At 67.9% G+C, this 25,760-nt stretch carries 18 protein-coding genes; 14 read left to right on the plus strand and 4 right to left on the minus strand.

Annotated features, from left to right (window positions below; translation table 11 throughout):
* Positions 1-38: 38 nt before the first annotated feature.
* The gene (locus tag ASD37_RS24285) at positions 39-1,484 is read right to left on the minus strand and encodes a hypothetical protein (protein WP_056557740.1); all 1,446 of its coding nucleotides are present in this window, start codon (positions 1,482-1,484) and stop codon (positions 39-41) included.
* 425 nt (positions 1,485-1,909) lie between these two features.
* On the opposite strand from ASD37_RS24285, the gene ASD37_RS24290 reads away from it, so the two are divergent.
* Positions 1,910-4,684 (plus strand): AAA family ATPase, encoded by a 2,775-nt coding sequence (locus tag ASD37_RS24290; protein WP_056557742.1) that lies wholly within the window; start codon positions 1,910-1,912, stop codon positions 4,682-4,684.
* On the opposite strand, the gene ASD37_RS24295 is transcribed toward ASD37_RS24290, so the two are convergent.
* Together ASD37_RS24295 and ASD37_RS24300 are read right to left on the minus strand one after the other, a co-directional pair.
* Positions 4,665-5,414 (minus strand): IclR family transcriptional regulator, encoded by a 750-nt coding sequence (locus ASD37_RS24295; protein WP_056558231.1) that lies wholly within the window; start codon positions 5,412-5,414, stop codon positions 4,665-4,667. The genes ASD37_RS24290 and ASD37_RS24295 overlap by 20 nt on opposite strands.
* The gene (locus tag ASD37_RS24300; RefSeq protein ID WP_056557744.1) at positions 5,411-6,880 is read right to left on the minus strand and encodes an APC family permease; all 1,470 of its coding nucleotides are present in this window, start codon (positions 6,878-6,880) and stop codon (positions 5,411-5,413) included. Before ASD37_RS24300 ends, ASD37_RS24295 begins: the two co-directional genes overlap by 4 nt.
* Positions 6,881-7,240: 360 nt before the next feature.
* Here ASD37_RS24300 and ASD37_RS24305 point away from each other — a divergent pair, with 360 nt between their 5' ends.
* The 6 genes from ASD37_RS24305 to ASD37_RS24330 all read left to right on the plus strand — a co-directional run bounded on the left by ASD37_RS24305 (position 7,241) and on the right by ASD37_RS24330 (position 17,024).
* A complete protein-coding gene (locus ASD37_RS24305) occupies positions 7,241-8,746 on the plus strand; it encodes an aldehyde dehydrogenase family protein (protein WP_056557746.1) in 1,506 nt (501 codons plus the stop codon).
* A gap of 30 nt (positions 8,747-8,776) precedes the next feature.
* A complete protein-coding gene (locus tag ASD37_RS24310) occupies positions 8,777-10,246 on the plus strand; it encodes an APC family permease (RefSeq protein ID WP_056557748.1) in 1,470 nt (489 codons plus the stop codon).
* The gene (locus tag ASD37_RS24315; RefSeq protein ID WP_056557750.1) at positions 10,243-12,171 is read left to right on the plus strand and encodes a primary-amine oxidase; all 1,929 of its coding nucleotides are present in this window, start codon (positions 10,243-10,245) and stop codon (positions 12,169-12,171) included. The genes ASD37_RS24310 and ASD37_RS24315 overlap by 4 nt, the downstream gene beginning before the upstream one ends.
* 115 nt (positions 12,172-12,286) lie before the next feature.
* Complete coding sequence (locus ASD37_RS24320; RefSeq protein ID WP_056557752.1) at positions 12,287-13,990, plus strand: AMP-binding protein; 1,704 nt, start codon at positions 12,287-12,289, stop codon at positions 13,988-13,990.
* 35 nt (positions 13,991-14,025) lie between these two features.
* Complete coding sequence (locus ASD37_RS24325; protein WP_056558234.1) at positions 14,026-15,621, plus strand: AMP-binding protein; 1,596 nt, start codon at positions 14,026-14,028, stop codon at positions 15,619-15,621.
* A 59-nt stretch (positions 15,622-15,680) separates the two neighbouring features.
* A complete protein-coding gene (locus tag ASD37_RS24330) occupies positions 15,681-17,024 on the plus strand; it encodes an FAD-dependent oxidoreductase (protein WP_056557754.1) in 1,344 nt (447 codons plus the stop codon).
* 66 nt (positions 17,025-17,090) lie between these two features.
* Here ASD37_RS24330 and ASD37_RS24335 read toward each other — a convergent pair whose 3' ends face one another.
* Positions 17,091-17,822 carry a GntR family transcriptional regulator gene (locus tag ASD37_RS24335; protein WP_056557755.1) on the minus strand — a complete coding sequence of 244 codons (732 nt, stop codon included), beginning with the start codon at positions 17,820-17,822 and terminating at the stop codon, positions 17,091-17,093.
* Between the two features lie 151 nt (positions 17,823-17,973).
* On the opposite strand from ASD37_RS24335, the gene ASD37_RS24340 reads away from it, so the two are divergent.
* The 7 genes from ASD37_RS24340 (at position 17,974) to ASD37_RS24370 (ending at position 25,744) form a co-directional block, all read left to right on the plus strand.
* Entirely contained in the window at positions 17,974-19,488 is a 1,515-nt protein-coding gene (locus ASD37_RS24340; protein ID WP_056557757.1) for an APC family permease, read from the plus strand.
* A complete protein-coding gene (locus ASD37_RS24345) occupies positions 19,485-20,924 on the plus strand; it encodes an FGGY family carbohydrate kinase (RefSeq protein ID WP_056557759.1) in 1,440 nt (479 codons plus the stop codon). The genes ASD37_RS24340 and ASD37_RS24345 overlap by 4 nt, the downstream gene beginning before the upstream one ends.
* Complete coding sequence (locus tag ASD37_RS24350; RefSeq protein WP_056558237.1) at positions 20,918-22,303, plus strand: NAD(P)/FAD-dependent oxidoreductase; 1,386 nt, start codon at positions 20,918-20,920, stop codon at positions 22,301-22,303. The genes ASD37_RS24345 and ASD37_RS24350 overlap by 7 nt, the downstream gene beginning before the upstream one ends.
* Complete coding sequence (locus ASD37_RS24355; RefSeq protein ID WP_056557761.1) at positions 22,300-23,535, plus strand: NAD(P)/FAD-dependent oxidoreductase; 1,236 nt, start codon at positions 22,300-22,302, stop codon at positions 23,533-23,535. The genes ASD37_RS24350 and ASD37_RS24355 overlap by 4 nt, the downstream gene beginning before the upstream one ends.
* A gap of 37 nt (positions 23,536-23,572) precedes the next feature.
* Positions 23,573-23,866 carry a putative quinol monooxygenase gene (locus tag ASD37_RS24360; RefSeq protein ID WP_056557763.1) on the plus strand — a complete coding sequence of 98 codons (294 nt, stop codon included), beginning with the start codon at positions 23,573-23,575 and terminating at the stop codon, positions 23,864-23,866.
* A 172-nt stretch (positions 23,867-24,038) separates the two neighbouring features.
* Complete coding sequence (locus tag ASD37_RS24365; protein WP_056557765.1) at positions 24,039-24,740, plus strand: Crp/Fnr family transcriptional regulator; 702 nt, start codon at positions 24,039-24,041, stop codon at positions 24,738-24,740.
* Positions 24,741-24,838: 98 nt separating this feature from the next.
* The gene (locus ASD37_RS24370) at positions 24,839-25,744 is read left to right on the plus strand and encodes an alpha/beta fold hydrolase (protein ID WP_056557767.1); all 906 of its coding nucleotides are present in this window, start codon (positions 24,839-24,841) and stop codon (positions 25,742-25,744) included.
* Positions 25,745-25,760: the final 16 nt, after the last annotated feature.

Here is a 25,760-nt window from a genome sequence, read left to right on the forward strand (position 1 = left end):
AAAGTGCTGGCGGGGACCCCTTCGAAGCGGTCGTGTGCCTAAGCGGCGCTGCCCTTCGCGGCGCCCTTCGATTCGCTGCCCGACGCGGCGCCCGCGCCCTTCTCCGCGCCGCCGGCGGCGGCCGTCGTCGACCCCGCGGCCGGTGTTCCGTCCTTCTCGGTCGTCGAGGCGCTCGAGCCATTCGACTTCGGCGCGTCAGCACCGGCCGTGGTTCCCGGCTCGACCTTGTTGCCGGTCGTCACGTCGGGTGCCGAGCTCGCCGGCTTGGTGGGCGAGGACGCCTTGCTCGGGGTCTCGGCCGGGGTCTTGGCCGGGGTCCCCGTCGAGGTCTTTGTCGACGTGTCAGTCGCCGTCTCGGGAGACGTATCCTTCGTCGAATCGGCTGGGGCGCTGGCAGATTCGCTGCCGTCCTTGGTGGTGGCGGACGTGCTCGAGGTCTTGTCGGTGACGGCCGGCTTGTCGGCGGAGGCAACACCCGCGGTTGCAGTGGTGGTGTCGGTCGTCGTCGCCGGGGCGGTGCTCAGAGTGATGGTGGCCGTGGCCGCCGTTGGCAGGCTGGCGATGGTGGCCGTCGGCGCAACGGGCTTGATCGCCTGGGTGATCATCTTGAGCACTTGCTGCAGCGCGTACAGGGGGCCTCCGGTGTTGATGACGAAGTTGCCGTCGGCGTCGAAGGAGGACGAGCTGGAAGCCAACAGACCGCCGGCCTTGACGACGATTCCGGACCCCGCCGGGATGCCGGCAATCGGTCCGAGATTGGGCCCGTAACCGCCGTTGAGAATGCCGTCGGCGATCGTCGCTGGCGCGGACACGATGGCATTCGCCACCGCCCCCAGGTTTCCCGTGCCGACGGCGTTGATGACGTTCTGCACGGCAGCCACCGCGGCGGCGGGGGCACTGATCAAGGGTGCGACGAAACCGCTGACGGCCAACAGGGTCGCCAGCGGGTCCCTGGTGAACGCGTTGACCACGTTGACGAGGTTGGTCAGCGGCTGGGTGAGCACGGTCCCCAGCACGGGCAACAGGTTCAAGGCGGGCGCTGCGACCGCGAGGGGGACTCCGAGCAGCGTGTTCACCGCGCCCTCGACGTTGCCCGCCGTGAGCTGGTTGACGGCCGTCACCAGCGCCGCAGGCACCTGCGTGGCCGCGGCGGCGATTCCGCCGCCCGCGGTCGACAGCCCGCTGAGAAGCGCCGCGCCGCTCCTGACCTGGTTCTGCAGGATCTGGTTCAGCAGCTGGCCAGGAACGGTGTTCTCGATCAGCGTGTTCGTGTTGGCGAGCGCGGTCTGGAACACCTGGGTGTACAGCTCGATCGGATTCGCCAGCGCGGCGAGGTCGACGTCTGCGACGTGAATCGAGGGCAGCTGGACGTCGGGCAGGTGGATCTCGGGCATCGGGGTGACGGCGGCGGCGGCGATGACACTCGCTCCGACGAACGCGACTCCGGCCGCGAAGTGGGGGCGACGGACGGCGGCAGCTTGCATGGGAACTCCTTGGCTGGATGTGAGCTCCGACACAGCGGAACCTACTTGCGAGTAACATCACGAACTGGATGACTCAACCACGCGGGCAGTCGCGCGCACATCGCTCGAACTGATGATCTTGACGCCGCCGCCGGCCGCGTTTGCCCAGCTCATCTGGGAATCCGGGTTCCGGCACGTGGCAGCTGGTATGCCCGGCGCGGGCGTCGTCGCCCGTCGGGACGTCTTCCCGCAAGTCACCCGCTCGTGGGCCTCGAACCGGTAACCGCGGCCTCGGCGGAACCTCCGCGGGCGCCACGTCGTCGTCAATATCATCCAAACGAGTGAGGAGGCGCCGTGTCCGGTGCCCGAGCCGTGGAAATTTTTCCCGGGATTCGGCGTTCTGCAAGGCGGGCCCTCGTGGAGGCCGGTGGACGGGACGGAACGACATGGCTCAGACAGTGCTGAGGGGCCGCAGCGACGCGATGTCGCGCGCGCTGACCGCGCTGCGCCGGGCCGCCAGCACGGGTCAGGGCTCCCTGGTCGTGATCAGCGGCGAGCCTGGCATCGGCAAGTCGGCCGTGATGCGCGAGGTCGTCGAACAGGCGTCGAGGTCCGGATTCGTCGTCGGCAGCGGCAAGGCCGAGCAGGGCGATCAGATCGCGCCCGGCGCACCGCTGCTGGTAGCGCTGCGGTCGGGGCGTCAGCCGCTTCTGCCCGGTGAGGCGTTCGCCAGCCTTGCGCCGCTGTACGACAAGCCGCTGTGGCTGGTCGACCGGATCAGTTCCCTCCTCGAGGAGATCGCCCTGAGTGCGCCCGTCCTGATCGCCGTCGACGACGTGCAGTGGGCTGACCGGTTGACCAGGTTCGCACTCCGCGTGCTGCCCTCTCGGCTGGCCGGGTCACCGGTGGTGTGGGTGCTCACCAGTCGATGGGCGCCGACCGGACCCCTTCAGGAGGTCATCGCGGGCACCGACGACGTCACCGCCATCACGCGTATTTCACTGGGGCCGTTGGGCCCCGGAGACATCGAGAGCCTCGCGTCGGATCGACTGGGCGCGGAACCCTCGGATCACGTCAAGACACTTCTGAATGGTGTTGGCGGAAACCCTTTTTGGGCGGTCCAGGTGCTCGACGGGTTGGCCCGGCGACGCGAGCGCGGCCAAGGGGTCGGCGACCTGTCCGGCGAACTGTCGGCGGGCGTGCGCGAGCGGATGGGCGAGCTGTCGGAACAGGCCGCGGCCCTGGTGCGGCTCACGGCGGTGTGGGGGCGGTCCCTCGACGCCGCCGACGCCGGCCGCCTGCTGGGCAACCTGTCGGAGGGGCAGGTCGGCTTGCTCGTCAGGGAAGGGGTCGACGACGGGTTGCTCGGCACCGCCGACGACGAGGTGTTCCTACCCCACGACCTCGTCGGGGACGCGGTGTACGCCGACATCGCACCCGGTGATCGCCGTGCTTTGCACCGCGCCTGCGCCCGCTATCTCGTCGGTGAGGGTCGGCCGGCTCTCGCCGCGGCGACCCACTATCGCGCCAGCGCCGCGCAGAACGACGAAGAAGCCATCCTTGCGCTGGAACGGGCGGCCAGCGAATGCCTGGTGTCGATGCCTGGGCAGGCTGCCGAGCTGGCGCAGCAGGCCTTTGCGCTGACGTCGCCATCGCATCCGCAGTGGCTGGTCACCGGCACTCGGACCGTCGAGACGCTGGTCAACGTGGGGCGTGAGGGACAGGCGCTGACCATCGCCGATCGGCTGCTCGACGTCGCCGCGGAGCCGGATGCCTTCGCGCGGATCGAGATTCAGGCGTGTCGCGCGCTGTGGTGCCTCGGTGATTGCGTCGAGATGGAGCGACGGGCCGCTGCGGCCTTGGCTCGGGTCGACGTCTCGTTGACGTTGCGCGCTCAGCTGTCCTCGGCGCAGGCGTTGGCCGCGTCCCGAACCGTGTCGGCGCCGCAGGCGGAGTCCATGGCCAATGCCGCACTCGCAGAGGGACGCCGGGTGGGGGACGAGTACTCGCAGCGCCTGGCGGTGATCGCGTTGATCGAGGCCGCCCGCAACGAGGGGCGACACCGCCTCGCGCTGGACCGCTTCGCCGACCTGCGACGGCTGTCGGACACCGCCTACGAGGCCGAGGAGATCCGTACCCTTCAGCACCTGGATGCCTACGACGACGCCGAAGCCCTGCTTGGGAAGATTCGCGAGGCTCACGAGGACGTCGACAAGCTGCTTCCCTCAATGCTTTACGCCCAGATGTGGCAGGACCACAATCTCGCCAGGTTCGACGCCGCGGAGGCGGGTGCGCGCACCTTGTTGAGGCTCGCCGACGAAACCGAGAACCACGGCTACCGGCTCAACGCGCGGATGGTGCTCGCGGCAATCGCGAGCTATCGGGGTGAAATCAGCAGGGCCACAGAACTACTGGTGCCCGTCGAGAACGATTGCCGCTTGTCCGACGGGGACCGATCGCCGCGCGCGCGACTGATGCGCGGCTGGGTGAAGGCCAGTGCCGGCGACATGGCAGGCGCGATGGCGGTGCTGGGCCCACTCCTGGAACGTGCGGAGGACGTCCGCGACCCGTGGCCGTGGACGCCGCCCTGGATGCGCATCCTCGCCGACATCGGCCTCGCCGCGGGCAATCGCGAGTTGGCCGGCGTGGCGTCGCGCCTCGCGGACGCCGCGGCGGTGCGAAATCCCGGGGTTGCGAGTCTGGACGGCGTCGCGCTACACGTCCGCGGTCTACTGGCGGACGATCCCGAGGTGCTCGCCGGCGCAGTCGGTGCGCTCCGGGAGTCGCCTCGGCCGATGTTGTTGGCCGATGCCCTCAAGGACTTTGGATCGGCCCTGTTGCGCCGCGAGAGATCCGCCGAAGCCGTCGACGCCCTCGTCGAGGCCGCCGAGATCTATCAGCGGGTCGGCGCCACCGCGGCCAGTCGGACGATGTCGAATCTGCTTCGTAGTCATGGCATCAAGGGCAGTCGGGTGAGTCATTCTGCGCCCCGTCCGCACACCGGGTGGGCGTCGTTGACGCCCACGGAGCTCCGGGTGGTGGAGTTGATCAGCACGGGTTACACCAACCGCAGGGCCGCGGAGGCGTTGAGCGTGTCGGCCAACACGGTGAACACCCACCTGCGGGCAGTGTTCCGCAAGCTTGGCGTGAAGTCCCGGGTCCAGCTGACCATCGCCTGGCGCAGTCGGTCAGACCACGAGGTCAACCCACCAGGGGCGTGAGCTTTTCTGCGCACTCTCGCAGTGCTGGCACACAACGGCTCATCGCAGGGGCGTGTTCGACGTCGCCTGACAGCGCTAGCCCGGCAATGAGCGATCCGGTCGCCGACCGGATCGGCACGGCGACGCACGCCGACGTCGCATCCAGTTCGCCTGCCTGCGTTGCCAAACCATCCGCGCGGACCGTGGCCAACTCGGTCCGCAGAACCGCGTCCGCGGGGATCGGCCGCACCGACGTCGCCGCGGCGGGGGACAGCAGCGAGCTCGGAGCGTCCTTCTCGGCCAGCAGCAGTTTGCCGAGCGCGCACGCATGCAAGTTCTTGTTGAGGAACGGTTCGTCGTGCGGCGGAGGGTATTCCGAGTCGACGTCGGCCAGTCGCACTGCGGCGTTGGTGAAGTAGGCGAGGTGGACCCCGAACCGCATGGTGAGGCGAAGGTCCGTGAGCACCTCGCGGGCCGCGGCAGGCACGGTCGGTGCCACCGCGGCGTCGATGAGCACTCCGATCTTGTGCCCGAGGGCGAACCCGGTGAGGTCTGGCAGCCGCACCAGGTAGCCCTCACCGACGAGGATGTTGAGAAGACGATAGGTGGTGGCGGACGGCAGATCCAGCGTCGCGGAGACCTCCTTTGCCGTCACGCCGGCACCGGCGCGGGCCACCTGCTCCAGCACGCGAAGCGCGCTCTGCACCGCCTTGGGTTGTCGTCCCGAGAAGGAGTTCACGGCGCTGGTCATCGACGCACCTCCCACGGCTGGTAGGTCATCAGCAGGTCGTCGGCCACCGGTTCGTCGTAGACACCGACGTTTTGGAGTCGGCTGCGCGAGCGCGCCACGCGGACCAGGAAGACAGCCGCGCCCACCACCATCAGGGCGAAGTACACCGCGGTCGCGGCGCCTGCGAAGAACGTGTGCGACAACGCGGCCCACACGACGAGCGCCGTCATGACGGCCGCGGACAGCGGGCCGAAGACGAGCGGCATCACGGTCAATTCACCGATGCGGCGCAGGAATGCCGGCGTCGCGATGCAGACCAGGACGTAGGCGATGACGTAGCCGTGCGCCGACACTGCAAGCAGTCCCATCAAGACGTCGTGCGGCGATCCCGACATGCTCAGGTACCCGATCGGCACGGCGACGACGACGGGAACCGCGACGAGAAGGGCAACGTAGGGCGTCTGGAATCGGCTGTGCGCGCGACCAAGTGCGGCGGGGAGGACACCTTCCCGACCCATCGCGAACAGGGTCCGGGACAGCGCGGTCACCGAACCCATCACGCACGCCAGCCAGGACGCAAGGATGCCGAATTCGACGAGCACCGACAGCGCCGAGGCCACCTCACTCGACATCCCCCCTGCTTCTGGTGGCAGGGCGAGCACGATCGTCAGCGAATCGCTTTGGTGGACTGGTCCGGCCAGTTGTAGATAGGCGGCCCCGGCATAGAGCGCGCCGAGCACCAGAGGGGTCCACTTGACCGCCCTGGGCACTGCCGTCAGCGGATTGCGTGCCTCTCGCGCAACGGTGCTGGCGCTTTCGAAACCGACGTACGACGTGATCGCGATCAGCAAGGCGAAGGCGACGGTCGAACTGGTCCAGGGTGGGTCGTCGAGGACCCGAGGTCGTTGCTCGGTGTGCCACGACTGGACGAAGGCCACGACGAGCACGGCGGAGGCGACGACGATCGCGAACGCTTCGACCACGAGGGTGATGCGCGAGGACACCTGGACACCACGAATCATCAGCGCGAGCGCGACACCTCCGACGACCACAGCGCACACCGCGACCAATGCTGTCGTCGACGGCACCCCGATGCGGCCAAGCAGCGCAGCCGAATAGCTTGCTGCCCCGAGGACGCTCGCCATCGCCGCGCAGGCGTAGCCGATGACCAGCGACCACCCGCCTGCGAAGCCCGGCCGCGGACCGAGGCCCTTGGCGATATAGGAGTAGAGGCCGCTGACGGCGACCATTCGCGTGGCGAACTGCGCCACGCAATACCCGACGAGCGTCATGAGCACGGCAGCGGCGACGAACACGCCGATGGTCGCCCGGCCAGCGGCGGGGATGACGAGCGCGGGAAGCGTCACCATGACTGCCGACGGCGCTACGGCCGACACCGATTGAGCGAGTACTTGGACGAACGTGAGTCGACCCCGGCCGAGGCCGGCGACGGGCGAACTCGCCCTGACGTTCAGGTTCTTCGACACGACTCACCTCGTTTCACCAGCGCGTAGAGCACCGTAGCCCGCCCGAGCGCACACCGTGGCCAGGATTTCGTGAACATCCAGTCATCCCAAATGAGAATCGACTGACGGTCCGGCCCTGTCATGGGGGCGCCACGTCCGGCGAACGTGCCCCGACGTGGGGTGGAAGTCGACGGTCAAATGAGAATGCGCTGATCGAGCCGAATGAGAATCGCCGCGCCGGGAATATCCATTCGATTTTCGCAGTGACATCGACCACGTTCGCGTCCTAACGTCATGCCCGAGGCCAGCGCCGACAGGTGCACGCCAATGCTCCGGAAAGAGCAGTGGCACTGCGTAATTCACCTCTTAGGTAGGGGCACCATGACCACGATCGAAAGTTCGCTCGTCAGTCTCGATCCAGCCGTCGTCGAATTCGTTTCGACGGCCAAGCAGATGTTCGTCGACGGCCAGTGGGTCGGGGCGGCGTCGGGTCGCTCGTTCGACACCGTCGACCCGGCGACCGGTCGCGTGATCACATCCGTACCGCGGGCCGGTATCGAGGACGTGGAGCGCGCGATCTCCGCCGCGCGCCGAGCCTTCGACGACGGCCCGTGGCGCACCATCACGCCTGCTCAGCGGCAGCGATTGCTGTGGCGAATCGGCGAGGGCATCCTCGCCCGCGCTGACCAGTTCGCGCAGCTGGAATCGGTCGACAACGGCAAGTCGGTCGCAGTTGCCAGGGCGGTCGACGTGACCTGGGCCGCCGAGATCTTCTTCTACTACGCGGGCTGGGCGACGAAGATCGAGGGCCGGACCATTCCGGTGTCCGTGCCGTGGGCGCCCGGTGGGCGGTTCCACGCGTTCACGCTGCGTGAGCCGGTCGGAGTCTGCGCGCAGATCGTGCCCTGGAACTTTCCCCTCGTGATGGCAGCCTTCAAGTTGGCGCCGGCCCTGGCATGCGCGAACACGTTGATTCTCAAGCCCGCCGAGCAGACCCCGCTGACGGCGTTGATGTTGGCAGAGGTCATCGCCGAGGTCGGCCTGCCCGACGGCGTGGTCAACGTGCTCACCGGTTTCGGTGACGTGGGAGCCGCGCTGTCCGCCCACGACGGCGTCGACAAGGTGGCCTTCACCGGTTCGACCGAGGTCGGCAAGAAGATCGTCGCGGCGGCCGCGGGCAATCTCAAGAAGGTGTCGCTGGAGCTCGGCGGCAAGAGCCCACAGGTGGTGTTCGCCGACGCCGACCTCGAGAGTGCGGTGCCAGGGGTGGCATCGGGCTTCCTCTTCAACCACGGTCAGGCCTGCACGGCTGGCACCCGGTTGCTGATCGAGGACATCATTTTCGACGAATTCACGTCGGAGTTGGCGGATTTCGCGCGATCACAGAAGATCGGACCCGGCCTCGACCCGACCAACGACATCGGGCCGTTGATCTCGGCCGAGCAACTTGGCCGCGTCACCGGCTACATCGACGCCGGAATCGCCGATGGTGCAACGGCTCTGGCCGGTGGGTCTCGACACGGCGACGAAGGCTTCTACGTCGAGCCGACGCTGCTGGTCGACGTGAGGAGCGACTTCGGCGTCTACCAGGAGGAGATCTTCGGACCGGTGGCAGTGGCGGTGCCGTTCTCACGGGCCGACGGCGTCAAGGCCGCAGCCAACGACACGCCCTATGGACTTGCCGCCAGCGTGTGGACGCGCGACGTCTCAAGGGCGCACGACGTCGCCGCGCAGATCAAGGCAGGCACTGTATGGGTCAACTGCCACAACGCCTTTGACACGGCGCTGCCGTTCGGTGGTTACAAGCAGTCGGGCTGGGGCCGAGAACTCGGGGAGGGCGCCATCGCCGACTACACCCAATCGAAGTCCGTCAACATCGCCCTGTAAATCCGACGACCAAGCCGAAAGTCAGGAATCATGAGCATCAAGGCTCCACCGCCCTCGCCGGGCACCAACGTCAGCGGTGCGTCGAACACATTGGCTGGCCGACTAGGACCAGGCGCCATCGTGTTCATGGTCGTCGCGGCGGCGGCCCCGCTGACCGTGATCGCGGGAACGGTACCGATCGGCATCGCCGCAGGCAACGGCGCCGCCTTCCCGGCGACCTACGTCGTGTGCACCGTGGTCCTGCTGTTCTTCGCCGTCGGGTTCACCGCGATGGCCAAGCACGTACCGGGTGCCGGTGCGTTCTACACCTACATCACCGAGGGACTCGGCAGACACTGGGGCCTCGGCGCGGCCTTCCTGGCGCTGCTGTCCTACACGGCGGTCCAGGGCGGCGTGTACGGATATCTCGGGGCGGCGATCAACGATCTCGTCACCACCCATGGCGGACCCGAGATTCCCTGGTATCTCTGGGCCGTCGCGGTCATGGCCGTCGTAGCCGTGCTCGGCTATCGCCACATCGAACTGTCGGGGAAGGTGCTCGGAGTTCTGCTGCTGTGTGAGGTCGGAATCGTCTTGGTGATCGACGCCGCGGTGATCGTCCGGGGTGGTGGGGAGTCGGGGTTCTCCTCCGATGCGTTCAGCCCGGGTCAGTTCTTCGCCGGGGCACCCGGTATCGCACTGATCTTCGCGCTCGCCGGGTACATCGGCTTCGAGGCGACCGCGGTATTCCGGGATGAGGCAAGGGATCCGGAGCGCACCATTCCTCGGGCGACGTACATCGCACTGCTCCTGATCGGTGGGTTCTACGCACTGTCGAGTTGGGTGATGGTCAGCGCGTGGGGCGACGACGGCGCCGTCGCGCTGGCCACCGAGAACCCCGAGGGCATGATCACCGAGACCGCCAAGAAGTATGTCGGCGCCGTCGCGGGCGATCTGGTCCAGATCCTGTTGATCTCCAGTCTGTTCGCCGCTTTGCTCGCCTTTCACAACGTGCTGTCGCGGTACATCTTCTCGCTCGGGAACGGTTCGGCGCTGCCGGCGAGCTGCGGTCGGGCGCACGCCAAGCACTCCTCGCCGTACGTCGCATCGGTGGTGCAGACGGTTTCAGCGCTGGTGCTCGTCGTGGTGTCGGCACTGGCCGGGCTCGATCCCGTAAGCCAAGTCTTCGCCTGGTTCGTCGGCCTGTCCTCGGTTGGGATCATCGCCCTGATGACCTTGACGTCGGTCGCCGTCCTGGTCTACTTCCGCCGACATTCGGTGGACCGCAGGTCGTGGAACACCCTGGTGGCGCCCGCCCTCGGACTCGTCGGGCTGGCCATCCTGCTCGTCATGACCATTGCCAAGCTGCCGTTGCTAGTCGGCGGGTCGACCACGTTGGCAGTCGTCATCGGCCTCCTGCTAGTCGGTGTCTTCCTGGCCGGCGTCGCCGTCGCCGTCTTACGTCCACACACCACGTCCACAACCGACACGTCCGCCACCAACGAGGGGATTGCCCGATGACCATTGCACCTGCCCGGCGCACCACCGCCGAACATCCGCTGAGCCCGCTCAACGCTGAGGAGATCGACACCGCCCGCGACGTCGTCGTCGACGCCGGGCTGGTCAGTGCCGACACCCGTTTCGTCTACGTGGGGCTCGACGAACCCGACAAGTCGGTGGTGCATGCCTTCGCGGCGGGCGACGAGGTGGAGCGACGGGTCCGAGTCCTGTTGCTCGACCGCCGCACGGGGACGGGATCCGACGTCGTCGTGTCGGTCACCGGCAACACCATCGTCTCTTCGCGGACGGTGGACGCAAGCCGTGAGGGACACGTCCCGATTCTCGACGCGGAGTTCGAGGACATCGAGTCGTTCCTGCTCGCCAGCGACGACTGGCTAGCCGCGATGCGCACGCGAACCATCAACCCGTCCAAAGTCCGTGCCGTGCCACTGTCTGCCGGGGTCTTCGGGCACGAGGACGAGGTGGGCCATCGCATGGTCCGGGTGCTCGCCTTCTACCAGGAGGACGAGGCGGACCTGCCGTGGGCACACCCGATCGACGGCGTCGTCGCCTACGTCGACCTCACCGAACGCCGCGTCGTCCGCGTGATCGACGAGATGGTGCTGCCCGTGCCGGCCGAGCGCGGCCAATGGGATGCGGCTCCCCACGCCGTGCCCGAGCGCACTGACCTCAAGCCCATCGAGATCACCCAGCCCGAGGGCGCCAGCTTCACCGTCGACGGGAACGAAATCAGCTGGGCCGACTGGAGTTTCCGTTTCGGGTTCGACGTCCGTGAGGGGTTGACCCTGCACCAGCTGTCGTTCACCGACAACGGTGTGCGGCGACCCGTGGTCTACCGTGCCTCGATCGCCGAGATGGTGGTGCCCTATGCCGACCCGTCGCCGGTCCGATACTGGCAGAACTACTTCGACCAGGGCGAGTACCTGTTCGGGCGTTACACCAATTCGCTCGAGCTGGGCTGCGACTGTCTCGGCGAGATTCAATACTTCGACGCCACGATCGCCGATGAGTCGGGCCACCCTCGGGTCATGAAGAACGCCATCTGCCTCCACGAGGAGGACTACGGGGTGCTGTGGAAGCACACCGACATGTTCAACGGCATGGCCGCGACGCGTCGCTCGCGACGCCTCGTCATCTCGTTCTTCCTGACCATCGGCAACTACGACTACGGCTTCTACTGGTACTTGTATCTCGACGGCACCATCGAATTCGAGGCAAAGGCCACCGGGATCGTGTTCCCCTCGGCGTACCGAGGGTCCGATGGGTACTCGACCGAGATCGCACCCGGCCTCGGGGCGCCGTTCCATCAGCACCTGTTCTCGGCACGGTTGGACATGGAGGTCGACGGCAGCCACAACGTCGTGACCGAGGTTGACGCGGTGCCGATGCCGATGGGCCCCGACAATCCGTGGGGCAACGCGTTCCGGCCCAATAAGACGACGATCACCCGCGAGGCCGACGGTCAACGCCTGGCCGACAATTCGAAGGCGCGGGTTTGGCACGTGACCAACCCCGACAAGAAGAATCGGCTCGGACAAGACGTGGGGTATGCGCTGCATCCCGAGGGGCAGCCGGTTCTGCTCGCCGATCCGTCCAGCTCGGTTGCGCAGCGCGCGGCGTTCTCGACCAAGCATCTGTGGGTGACCCGGTACGACAAGGACGAACGCTACCCGGCCGGCGACTTCGTCAACCAGAACCCGGGCCAGGCGGGCCTGCCTGCCTTCGTCGCGAAGAACCGCGACCTCGACGGCGAAGACGTGGTGCTGTGGCACACCTTTGGTTTGACACACTTTCCGCGTCCCGAGGACTGGCCGGTAATGCCCGTCGACTATGCGGGATTCACGCTCAAACCCGTCGGATTCTTCGATCGCAACCCTTCGTTGAACGCGCCTGCCAGCACACCGAAGCACTGCTGCCCGGAATGACGCAGTCGCGGCGGTGGCCGCGATCGCCACCATGGCACCCGTCGCCACCACTAGCGTGGGAATCGCCGATTGTTTCGTGCCTCGTCGTCACGGGGCCTCAGAAGGGAGAAGCCCCATGCCCGGCGCTGCGCATCGCGCATACCGCGAGGCTCGCGACCTGTTGCTCGAGCGCTACGGCGACCACGACGGCGCGTGCGCCCAGTTCACGTGGCCCGAGCTGGGAGAGTCGTTCAACTGGGCGGTCGACTGGTTCGACGTGATCGCTCGGGGGAATCGCGACACCGCGCTGTGGATCGTGGAGGAGGACGGCTCCGAGGCGAAGTACCGCTTCGACGAGATGGCCCACCGCTCGGACCAGGTGGGGAGGTGGCTGGAGTCGCTCGGAATCGGCAAGGGCGACCCGGTGCTGCTGATGCTCGGCAACCAGGTCGAGCTGTGGGAGTCGATGTTGGCGGTGATGAAGATCGGCGCAATCCTGATGCCGACCACCACTGCGGCAGGCACGGCCGACCTGGCCGACCGCATCAGCCGGGGGCGCGCCAAGGCCGTCATCGCCAATGCCGCCGACGTCGCGAAGTTCGACGACGTCCCTGGCGAGTTCTTGCGGATCTGCGTCGACGGCGCAGCCGGGTGGTTGGACTATCGGGAGGCGTATGCCGTCGACCGTCCGACCGCGTTCACGACGACGACGGCGGCGACCGACCCGCTCCTGTGGTACTTCACCTCCGGCACGACCAGCAAGCCAAAGTTGGTGCAGCACAACCAGGTTTCGTATCCGCTTGGGCACCTGACGACGATGTACTTCCTCGGACTCCGGCCGGGTGACCTGCACCTGAACATCAGCTCGCCAGGCTGGGCCAAACACGCCTGGAGTTGCTTCTTCGCGCCGTGGATCGCCGAGGCGACGATCTTCGTCTACAACTACTCGCGGTTCGACGCGGTCGGTCTCCTGAACCAGCTGCGTCGCGCCGAAGTGACCACGTTCTGTGCTCCACCGACCGTGTGGCGGATGTTGATCCAAGCCGATCTCAGCGGTGGCGGGGGCAAGCTGCGGGAGGCGATCGGCGCGGGTGAGCCGCTCAATCCGGAGGTGATCGGTCACGTTCGGCGGGAGTGGGGGCTGACGATCCGTGACGGGTTTGGTCAGACGGAAACGACTGCGTTGGTTGCCAACACGGCCGGCGCTCCGCTCAAGGCGGGCTCGATGGGCCGGCCGCTGCCCGGTGTCCCCGTGGTCATCGTGGACCCGTTGACCGGCGAGCTCGCCGACGAGGGGGAGATCTGCCTCGACCTGACTGCCACGCCAGTGAATCTGATGACGGGCTACGTCGACGACGACGAGAAGAACCTGGCCGTCACCGCCGGCGGTTACTACCACACCGGCGACGTCGCCAGCCGCGACGCGGACGGGCACATCACCTACATCGGCCGCACCGACGACGTGTTCAAGTCCTCGGACTACAAGGTCTCCCCGTTCGAACTCGAGAGCGTGCTCATCGAGCATCCCGCGGTGGCCGAGGCGGCGGTGGTGCCCGCACCCGATGCGACGCGCCTCGCGGTGCCCAAGGCCTACGTGGCCCTGGCCGCCGGGTGGGAGGCCAACGAGGACACGGCATTCCAGATTCTCCGGCACGCCCGCGAGCACCTGCCGCCGTACCTGCGGGTGCGACGGGTCGAGTTCTACGAGTTGCCGAAGACGATCTCCGGGAAGATTCGTCGCGTCGAACTCCGAGCCAGGGAGCAAGCGGCCGCGGACAGTGGGCAGGCGATCGCCTCCGAGTGGCGCGACGATGCGCTGACCATCGGCGTCACCTCGTGACGCCGTCGTACACCCGCGGTGAGTCCCACCCGGCGATGCTGACGGACACGATCGGGCAGGCACTGCGACGGACGACGGAAACGTGGCCGGATCGCGAAGCGCTGGTGGACCTCCCGGCGGGTCGGCGGTGGACGTATTCGGAACTGCGCGAGGATGTTCGGCGCCTGGCGGCGGGACTACTGGCGGCGGGCTTGCGTCCGGGGGACCGGGTGGGCGTCTGGTCGCCGAACCGCTGGGAGTGGACGCTGGTGCAGTTCGCCACCGCCGAGATCGGCGTCGTCCTCGTCACGATAAACCCGGCCTATCGCGCTCACGAGCTCGAGTTCGTGGTCAACCAGGCGGGCCTGCGGTGGGTGTTCGCGGCGCAGACGTTCAAGGACTCCGACTACGCGCGCATCCTCGCGGAGGTGGCACCGTCGTGCCCCGGCCTGGAGCGGGTCGTGCTGTTCGGCACCGAGGCGTTTTCGGAACTCTTCGCCGACGACGACCGTGGGGTCGACGCCGTCGCCGCGACGCTCAGTGCCGGCGACGCCGTCAACGTGCAGTACACGTCGGGAACGACGGGTCGGCCGAAGGGCGCGACGTTGTCGCACGGCAACATTCTCAACAATGGCTACTTCGTCGGCGAGCTCTTGGCCTACACCGAAGCCGATCGGGTCTGCATACCCGTGCCGTTCTACCACTGCTTCGGAATGGTGATGGGCAATCTCGCGTGCCTCACCCACGGCGCGGCGATGGTGATCCCCGCCCCGAGTTTCGACCCCGAGGCGACGCTGGCGGCCGTCGACGCCGAGTCCTGCACGAGCCTCTACGGGGTGCCGACGATGTTCATCGCCGAACTTGCCCTCGAGAACTTCGAATCGTTCGACCTGTCGTCGCTGCGGACGGGGATCATGGCCGGTTCGCCGTGCCCCGAACACGTAATGCGACAGGTTGTTTCGCGGATGCACATGGACCAGGTGTCGATCTGTTACGGCATGACCGAGACTTCACCGGTGTCGACCCAGACGCGTACCGACGATCCGATCGAACGTCGTGTCGGCACCGTGGGCCGAGTGGGGCCGCATCTCGAGATCAAGATCGTCGATGCGTCGGGTGACTCGGTCGACCGCGGTGAGATTGGCGAGCTGTGCACCCGCGGTTACAGCGTGATGCTCGGCTACTGGGACGAGCCCGAGAAGACCGCCGAGGTCGTCGACGCCGACGGCTGGATGCACACCGGGGACCTGGCGATCATGGACGACGCCGGCTACGTGCAGATCACCGGCCGCAGCAAGGACATGGTGATCCGTGGCGGGGAGAACGTCTACCCCCGCGAGGTGGAGGAGTTCCTCTACACCCATCCCGACGTGCTGGACGCCCAGGTGATCGGTGTGCCCGACGAGAAGTACGGGGAAGAACTGATGGCGTGGGTCGTCCTTCGGGACGGAGCACCAGAGTTGTCGGCGGACGACGTGCGCGCCTTCGCCGCGGACAAGCTTGCGCGCCAGAAGATTCCGCGTTACGTCCGCAGCATCGAGCAGTTCCCGATGACCGTCACGGGAAAGGTGCGCAAGGTGGAACTGCGGGAGATGGCCGTCGACTTGCTCGCCCCGACGGAATCTCGACGTGACGGGGATCTCGGGACGTAGGTCTGACACGCCCGCCATTCATATTTAGGCTTGGCTTACCTAAATTTGAAAGGTGGGTCATGAGGCGTATTCGAGTCGCGGTCATCGGTGCAGGACCGGCGGGCATCTACGCCGCGGACACCCTGGTCAACGATCACCCGGGCGCGCAGGTGGACGTGTTCGACCGGCTCCCGGCCCCGTACGGCCTGGTGCGCTACGGCGTCGCCCCGGATCATCCGCGCATCAAGGAGATCATCAAGGCGCTGCGCCGGGTGCTCTCCCGCGACGGCATCCGCTTCCTCGGAAACGTCCACTACGGCACGGACGTCAAGCTGTCGGATCTGCGGCACTTCTACGACGCGGTCATCTTCTCCACCGGTGCGCGCGCCGACCGGGAGCTGGACATCCCAGGCGTCGACCTTCCCGGTAGTCACGGCGCCGCGGACTTCGTGTCCTGGTACGACGGCCATCCCGACGTTCCGCGGGACTGGCCGTTGACGGCGAAGAACGTCGCCGTCCTCGGGGCGGGCAACGTCGCACTCGACATCGCCAGGGTGCTCGCGAAACCCGCCGACGAGCAGCTGACAACCGAGATTCCCGGCAACGTGTATCGCGGTCTGGCCCTCAACCGGGCCACCGACGTCCACGTGTTCGCCCGCCGTGGTCCGGCCCAAATCAAGTTCACCCCAATGGAATTCCGTGAGCTGTCGCATTCGCCGAGCGTCGACGTCATCGTGCACCCCGAGGGCTTCGAGATCGACGAGGCCAGCCAGGCCGCGATAAGCAAGAGCAAGTCGACCAAGCTCGTGGTCGACACGTTGATGCGCTACATGGAGAAGGAGCCGACCGGCGCGCCGCACCGTATTCACATCCACCTCTGCCAGGCGCCGGTGGCGATTCTGGGCACGGACCGCGTCGAGGGGTTGCGGACCGAGCGCACCGAGCTGATCGGTGACGGAACCGTCCGGGGCACTGGCGAATTCGTCGACACCCCGGTGGACGCGGTGTACCGCGCGGTGGGGTACATGTCGTCGCATCTCGCCGACCTGCCCTTCGACCACGGCGCAGGCGTGGTGCCGCACGACAAGGGCCGGGTACTCGACATGGACGGTGTGATGATGGAGGGCACGTACGTCACCGGGTGGATCAAGCGCGGGCCGATCGGCCTCATCGGGCACACCAAGTCCGATGCCGCGGAAACCGTGACGAGTCTGCTGGCGGATCTGCCGGGCATTGCGACCGCCGAGGTCTCCGATCCCGACGCGATCCTGGCCCATCTCTCCGGCCGGGGCGTCGACTACACGACGTGGGCCGAGTGGGAGCAGCTCGACGCCTACGAGATCGCCCTCGGGGCGGAGCAGGGCCGCGAGCGCGTGAAGGTCGTGCCGCGCGAGGACATGATCAACGGCGGTCGCCCCGCCTGACCCCACCCGCGGGATTCGTGCACGCTGAGTTGCGCGAGCCGCAACCGCGGGTGCACGAATCGCGGGTTAGGACAGGTCGACCGACACCTCGAAGGACGCCCGGTCGGCGCGGTAGACGTCGCGGGCGAACTCCACCCGTCGGTCGCCCGCGCCGAACGTCGTCCTGGTCAGCAGGGTGCCCGCCGAGCCAGGCCGGACGTTGAGCTGTGCACTCGAGGAATCGTCGAGGACGATCGATTCCAGCACGGCCGTCGAGCGGCTGAGTTCGATGCCGTACCGGTCCCGCAGCGTCGCCCAGAGGGACCCTTCGTCGGCGAGATCGAGAATGCCCGGGGTCAGGTCGGCCGGTAGGAACGTCGTCTCGAGCGCGAACGGAACGTCGTCGACGGTGCGAAGGCGGTGAAACACGTGCACCGCCGCCCCGTCGTCGAGTTCGAGGGCCAGCCGGACCGACGGCGTCGGCTCCTGGTGTTCGGCCCACAGAAGTTTCGCCGCCGGGTGACGCCCCAGCCGGGACACCTCCTCGGAGAAACTGCCGATGTGGAACCGCACGCGGGGTTCGGCGACGAACGTGCCACGCGGCGGCCGGCGGTAGACCACGCCTTCGTTCTCCAGCAGTGACAACGCCTGCCGCGCGGTCATCCGGCTGACCTGATGTAGTTCCGCGAGCTCGCGTTCCGACGGCAGCAGGGTGTGAGGTCCAAGCTGGTCGACGAGGATTCGGTCCCGAACCTGAGCGGCGATCGCGATGTAGCGCGGGGTCGTCGACGGCTTCCGCCCGCTCCTCGACGCCGTCACCCATGCAGGGTATCTCCGGGCCACGGGCCGGGTGACCGCTTGGTCTAGTCCACCGGCGTGTTAACAGTCGATGTCCGGGGTTGACGGCACGCGGACCCACTCCCATACTTTGGTTCAACCGCATGGTCTATACCACCTTGGAGGAGCCCCCATGAGTGATCCGCAGCCCGCCCTCCGAGGCGGGGGTGACGAGGCCGAGCTGGCGCAGTTCGGCTACAAGCAGTCGATGGAGCGTCACACCGGCAAGTTCGCGTCCTTCGCGGTGGCGTTCGCCTTCGTCTCCATCGCGACCGGCATCTTCACCACCTACGGGGCGGTGCTCAACTCCTCGGGTCCCGTCGGAATCTGGACGTGGCCCATCGCCGTGGTGGGCCAGCTCGCCGTGGCGTTCGTCCTTGGCACCATTGCCTCGCGGATGCCCGTGACCGGCTATGCCTACCAATGGATGTCGCGGCTGGCCAACCCGATCCTGGGTTGGATCATCGGATGGATCTCCTTCACCTTCCTGGCCATCGTCGTCGTCGCGGTCGACTACACGATCGCCTCGACCGTGCTTCCGGTACTGCTGAGCTACGAGGGCACGGCGGCCGTCACCTGGGGGGTGACCGCGTTGGTGCTTCTGCTGCAGGCGGTGCTGCTGGCGTTGTCCACCAAGTGGACCGAGCGGGTGAACAACGGCGCGGTCTCCCTCGAGCTCGTCGGCATGGTCACGCTGACGGTGCTGCTGCTGGTGGTCGCGGCCGTCCGCGGCGATATGGACGGGGCCAATCTGTTCAGCAAGGGAGCCGTTGCGCCAGAGGGGTTCTGGAGCTTCGGCGACTGGACGTCGGCCGGCCCGTGGATGCTGGGCTTCTTGCTCGGCGCCTTCACGATCGTCGGGTTCGAGTCCGCGGCCAACCTCGCCGAGGAGACCAACGATCCGGAGCGCGTGGTGCCGCGAGCCATGTGTCAGGCCGTCATCGCCTCCGGTGTGCTGGGTTTCGTCTTCCTCGTCGCCGTGACGCTGGCCGCGGGAGATCCCGTCGCCCTCGCCGAGTCGGGAACCCCGATCGCCGACGTCATCCACGACACCCTCGGGTCGGTGGTCAGCACCCTGCTTCTCCTCATGGTCGTCATCGCCATCTTCGCGTGCGGGCTGGTCATCATGATGACCGGAGTTCGCTTGACGTGGGCCATGTCTCGCGACGAGCGTTTCCCAGGCTGGCAGCAGTGGAGTCACATATCGCCGCGTTTCCACACGCCGTTCAAGGCGACGGTGCTGTTCGTCCTCCTCGCCGAGCTGATCCTCGCCATCTTCTCCCAGTCCGAAGACGCCCTGTTCACGTTGTTCGGCGCCGCAACGCTGTTGCCCGCGATCATCTACGCCGCCACCGTGGTGCTGTATCTGGTCAAGCGCAAGGAACTCCCCGTGAACGGCAAGTTCGACCTGGGCGCCTGGGAGAAGCCGATCCTGGTCGTCGCCGTGGTCTGGTTGGTCTTCGAACTCGCGCTCTTCCGTGACGCCAGCTTCAAGGATGCCTGGCTCTATGTCATCGTGATGGTCGTGATCGGTGCGGCGTACCTCGGCTATCTGCTCGCCCGCCGCGGGCGGGACGGCCTGGCCATGCCCGATCAGCACTCGATCGACGCGGTCCTCGACCACGAAGCGGGCGCACACCAGCCATGAGCCACGTGTTGGCCGTCGACCAGGGCACCTCGGGCACCAAGGCGATCGTCGTCGACGACACCGGTCGGGTGGTGTCGATCGCGGAGGTCGCGCTGCGCCCCCGGTATCTGCCGGGGGGAGGCGTCGAGCAGGACCCCGAGGCGCTCTGGGATTCGGTGGTCGACGCCGGACGACGTGCCCTCGCCGAAGCGGGGGTGCCCGTCACCGCGGTGGCGCTGGCCAACCAGGGTGAGACCGTGCTCGCCTGGGACCGCACGACGGGCCGGCCGCTGAGCCCGGCGATCGTCTGGCAGGACCGCCGCGCCGAGACCATCTGCGCGGACCTCGCCGGGTCGGCGGCCGACGTCGCCAGACATACCGGCCTGGTGCTCGACCCGTACTTCTCCGCCCCGAAGATGGCGTGGATCCGGGCCAACCTGACCCGTGACGGCGTCGTCACCACGACCGACACGTGGTTGGTGCACCGGTTGTGCGGCGCCTTCGTCACCGACGTCTCGACGGCCAGCCGGTCACTGCTGCTCGATCTGGATTCGGCGACCTGGCGAGGCGATCTGCTCGAGCTGTTCGGCCTGGCCGACGAGCCGCTGCCCGGCATCGTCGCCTGCGATCAGATCGTCGGCGAGACAAAGGTTTTCGGCGAGAAGTCGATTCCCGTCGCCGGCCTGATCGTGGACCAGCAGGCCGCGCTGCTCGCCGAAGCCTGCCTGGACCCCGGCGCGGCCAAGTGCACGTACGGCACCGGTGCTTTCCTGCTCGCCCAGCTCGGCGGCAACGCCGCACGATCGGCGGCGGGGCTGACCACCTCTGTGGCGTGGACGCTTCGCGATCGCACCTCCTACTGTGCGGACGGGCAGGTGTACACCGCGGCCTCGGCCGTCCGGTGGGCCGTCGACCTCGGTCTGATCCCGGCCGCCGACCAACTCGACGCCGTGTCGGCGGCCGACTCCGCCGGCGTCCTCTGCGTGCCCGCGCTGGCCGGACTGGCCGCCCCGTGGTGGGACGCCCAGGCCACCGCCTCGTTCACGGGCATGACGTTGAGCAGTGGCCGCGGACAGCTGGTTCGGGCCGTGGCGGAGGGCATCGCCGCGCAGGTCGCGTGCCTTGCGGAACTGGTCGGCCAGGACTTGGGGCAACCGTTGACGCGGCTTCGGGTGGACGGCGGGCTGACGCGTTCGGACGTCCTGATGCAAGCCCAAGCCGACCTCGCCCGAATCCCCGTCGAGGTCTACCCGTCGGCGCACGCCACCCCACTTGGCGCAGCGGCGTGTGCACGGCTCGCGCTCGACCCCGAGCTGAGTCCGGCCGACGTCGTCGGCACTTGGACGCCCGAGCACACCTACGAGCCGGTGTGGTCCGACGACCGCGCTGGCGAGCACCTGGCCCGCTGGCGGCGTGCTGCCGCCGCGGCGCTGACACCCAGAGAGGACCAATCCTGAACGCGCAGCAAGACATCCGTGACGTCGTCGTCATCGGTGCTGGCATCGTCGGGAGCGCGATCGCCCGCGCGCTCGGTGGCACCGAGCTGACGGTGACGCTCGTCGAGGGGCGCGACGACGTGGGGGACGGCACCAGCAAGGCCAACACCGCGTTGCTGCACACCGGCTTCGACGCCACCCCGGGAACGCTGGAGTCCCGCCTGGTCGCCCGCGGCTACGACCTGCTCGGCGAGTACGCCGAGCTGGTCGGCATCCCGGTGGAACGCACCGGCGCCTTGCTGGTGGCGTGGACCGAGGAGGAGCGCTACGCCCTGCCGAAGCTGAAGGACAAGGCCGAACGCAACGGCTACCACGCATGCGAGATCGTCACGGGCGACGAGGTGTATCGGCGCGTGCCGGACCTCGGACCCGGCGCGCTGGCGGGCCTCACCGTGCCCGGTGAGTCGATCATCTGCAGCTGGACCACGAATCTGGCGCTGGCGACGGAGGCCGTCCAGCGCGGGGTCGACCTGCGCCGTGGCGCCATGGTCACCGACGTCGTCCGGCACGACGACCACACCGTCGTCGTCACCACGACCGGAGAAGTCAAGGCGCGCTGGGTGATCAACGCGGCCGGCCTCGGCGCGGATCACCTCGACGGACGGTTCGGCTACGACCGGTTCACCGTCACCCCGCGGCGCGGCGAACTCCTGGTGTTCGACAAGCTCACCCGACCGATGGTGCCGTGCATCGTGCTGGCCGTGCCCTCGTCGCGTGGCAAGGGCGTGCTCGTCAGCCCGACCATCTACGGCAACGTGATGGTGGGACCGACGTCGGAGAACCTGACCGACCGCACCGCCACCGGCACCTCGGAGGAGGGGTTCGAGTTCCTGCTGAGCAAGGGGCGCGCGTTGATGCCGACCCTGTTCGACGAGGAGGTGACCGCCGCCTACGCGGGTCTGCGGGCGGCAATCGACCGGGACGACTACCTCGTCGACGTCGACCGCGACCAACGGTACGTGCTCGTCGGCGGCATCCGCTCGACCGGCCTGACTGCGGGAATGTCTCTGGCAGAACACCTTCTGGAACTGCTCGCCGACTCAGACCTCGACCTGACCCCACGCGCTGCCTTGCCGCCCGCGCCCCGGATGCCGAACATCGGCGAAGCCACGACGCGGCCCTATCAGGACGCCGAGCGCATCGCCGCCGACCCCGAGTACGGCCGCATCGTGTGCTTCTGCGAGCGAGTGACCGCAGGCGAGATCCGCGACGCGTTCGCCTCGACCATCCCACCCCGCGACCTCGACGGGCTCCGTCGTCGCACCCGGGTGTTGAACGGCCGCTGCCAAGGCTTCTACTGCGGCGCCCACACCCAGTCGCTGCTCGAGGCGTCGCTGTGAGGGTCGCGGTCGCCGTCATCGGCGGTGGACCGTCAGGGCTGACCGCGGCGGCAGCCCTCGCCCCGCTCGTCGAGGGCGAGGTGCTGGTGCTCGAACGCGAGGCTCACACCGGTGGAATCCCCAGGCACAGCGACCATCTCGGCTACGGGATGAGGGACCTCAAGCGCTTCGTCTCCGGCCCGACCTACGCCCGCACGCTCACCGAGGCCGCGCGGGACGCCGGCGCGCGCCTGGAGACCGAGGCGATGGTCACCGGATGGAGTGGCGAGCGCACCCTGGAAATCACGTCGCCGCGCGGTCGTCGCATCGTCGAGGCGGACGCCGTCGTCCTGGCCACCGGGGCGCGCGAGCGTCCCCGTCCCGCCCGGCTGATCCCCGGGGACCGGCCCGACGGGATCTACACCACCGGGCAGCTGCAGAACCTCGTCCACGTTCAGCACGCGGCGGTGGGCAGCCGCGCCGTCGTCGTCGGAGCCGAGCTGGTCAGCTGGTCGGCCGTGCTGACGCTGCGCGAATCCGGTTGCGCCACGGTCGCAATGGTGAGTTCTCATCCCCGTTCGGAGTCCTACGCGGCCTTTCGCATCCCCGGCCGCGCGCTGCTGCGCGGGCCGGTGTTGACGCGCAGCCGCGTGGTGAGCGTCGACGGCAAGCAGCGGGTCAGGTCGGTGACGGTGGAGAACGTCGACACCGGCGCGCGCTCGACAGTCGAGTGCGACACCGTCGTGATGACCGGCGACTGGATACCCGACCACGAGCTCGCCAGGACCGCCGGTCTGGCAATGGACTCCGCGACCCGCGGGCCCGTCGTCGACGCCAGCCTGCGCACCAGCACGCCGGGGGTGTTCGCGGTGGGAAACCTGGTGCATCCGGTCGACACCGCCGACGCAGCCGCCCTCGACGGTCGACACGTCGCGCCCCGGGTCCAAGAGTGGCTCGCCGGCGGACGGGTGGCGGCGGCGGGCATCCGGGTTCGGGCCAGCGCGCCCTTGCGTTGGGTGACACCGCAACTCGTCACCTCCGACGGTGGGGTCGCGCCGCGCGGTGACCTGTTGTTCTGGGTCGACGAGTACTACCGCGCCCCGCGCCTGCGGGCAGTACAGGACGGCCGCGTCATCGGCAGCAAACGGACGGCGTGGCCAGCGGCACCTGGGCGGATCTACCGGGCGCCGTGGTCGTTGGTGGCCGGTGCCGACCCAGCGGGTGGCGACGTGGTCGTCGAGCTGGCCGTCTGACAAGGTTGACGACGACCCACACACGTCAGGAGATCCCATGTCCGTCACCGTCATGCTCGAGCTGCGATTCAAGCCCGAATCGGTCGCCGAAGCGCGCGAGGTGTTCGTCCGCGAACTGGCCAAGACCCGCGGGTTCAAGGGGGCAAATGTCATCGACGTGCTCGTCGACGAGGACGACGAGGCGCACTGGATCATCTACGAAGTCTGGGAGACCGTCGCCGACGACGAGGCCTACCGAGCGTTCCGCGCCGGCGACGGCAAGATCACCGACCTTCCGCCGCTGCTGGCCGCTCCGCCGGTCAAGACCCGCTACATCACCACCGACGTCTGAGTCGCGCGCGAGTGGCCACTTGTCGCACGCTTTCTTGCCCCCTGCGTGTCGTAAGTGGCCACTCGGCGCGTCGACTCACCGCTTGGTGCTTTACAAACCCGATCGGCACCGCCACGCTCACAGGCATGTGCGCGCAATCCGAGAGATGCAACGGCCGTCGCCCGGGGCAGGCATGAAGTCGACTGTCGACCCCGGCAACGTCGAGGACGTCCTCGCCCGCTCCGGAATCGTCCAGGGAGTCGAGCCCGCCGCGGTCGCCGCCCTGGCCAGCCAACTGCAGCCGGTCGACTTCCCGCGGGGTCACACGATCTTCGTCGAGGGCGAGCCCGGTGACCGGCTGTACATCATCGTCTCGGGCAAGGTGAAGATCGTCCGCAGTGCGCCCGACGGCCGCGAGAATCTGCTCACCATCCTCGGTCCGTCGGACATGTTCGGCGAGTTGGCGATCTTCGATCCCGGCCCGCGGACCTCCAGCGTCACCACGGTCACGCAGGTGCGTGCGGTCTCGATGGACCGCGAAGCGCTGCGGACCTGGATCTCGGGCCGCCCCGAGATCGCCGAGCAACTGCTGCGCGTGTTGGCCCGACGCCTGCGCCGCACCAACAACAACCTCGGTGACCTCATCTTCACCGACGTGCCCGGCCGCGTCGCCAAGCAACTCCTGCAGCTGGTGCAGCGCTTCGGAGCGCAGGAGGGCAACGCACTGCGCGTCACCCACGACCTGACTCAGGAGGAGATCGCCCAACTGGTCGGGGCGTCGCGCGAGACCGTCAACAAGGCGCTCGCCGATTTCAGCCAACGCGGGTGGATCCGCGTGGAGGGCAAGAGCGTCCTGATCCTCGATCCTGAGCGTCTCGCCAAGCGCGCCCGCTAACTGGAGCGTTGACGGCTTCGTCTCGATCGGCCATGCTCGAAGTTACTGGTGAGTAGTGTCCAGAACCCAGAGATCGAACCGAGACGGAGAGATCGACCATGAATGACGTCAAGTTCCTCGACCTGCACGGCGAACGAGTTGCCTACCGAGACGAGGGCAGCGGCGAGGTCCTGCTCCTGATCCACGGCATGGCAGGCAGCTCCGACGCCTGGCGCGAACTGATTCCGCGCCTGTCCAAGCACTATCGCGTGGTGGCGCCCGACATGCTCGGCCACGGGCAGACGGCGAAACCCCGCGGCGACTACTCCCTCGGCGCGTTCGCCGTGTCGCTGCGCGACCTCCTCGACGAGCTGGGCATCGCCCAGGCGACGATCGTCGGCCATTCCCTCGGCGGCGGAGTGGCGATGCAGTTCCTGTATCAGCATCCCGACTACTGCGAACGCCTCATCCTGATCAGCAGCGGTGGGCTGGGCACGGACGTCGGCTTCATTCTGCGGCTGCTGTCGGCGCCGGGAGCGGAGTTCGTGCTGCCCGTCATCGCGCCGACGCCAGTTCTCAAGGTGGGCAACAAGATCGGGTCGTGGTTCACCTCTGCCGGGATGAAGAACCCGCGGGCGAGTGAGATCTGGCGGGCCTACTCGTCGTTCTCGGATCGCCCGACGCGCGACGCCTTCCTGCGCACCCTGCGGTCGGTCGTCGACTACCGCGGCCAGGCGGTCAGCGCGATCAACCGCCTGCACGTCCGGTCCGAACTGCCGACGCTGGCCATCTGGGGCGAGGACGACCAGATCATCCCCGTCGAGCACGGCCACGCGGCCATGGCGGCCCGTCCCGGTGGTCGGCTCGAGGTGTTGCCCGGCGTCGGGCACTTCGCGCACGTCGAGGCGCCGAACGAAGTGGCCGAGATCATCGACGACTTCATGCGGTCGACGAAGCACGACACGGGCGTGGAGGTGGAGGTCGAGGCCGTGACTCCGCCGACTATTACGGATTCCGGCAAATAGCCCCCTAGTTCGCCTC

Origin of the sequence: Mycobacterium sp. Root135 (genome assembly GCF_001426545.1) — a bacterium.
GTDB lineage: Bacteria > Actinomycetota > Actinomycetes > Mycobacteriales > Mycobacteriaceae > Mycobacterium.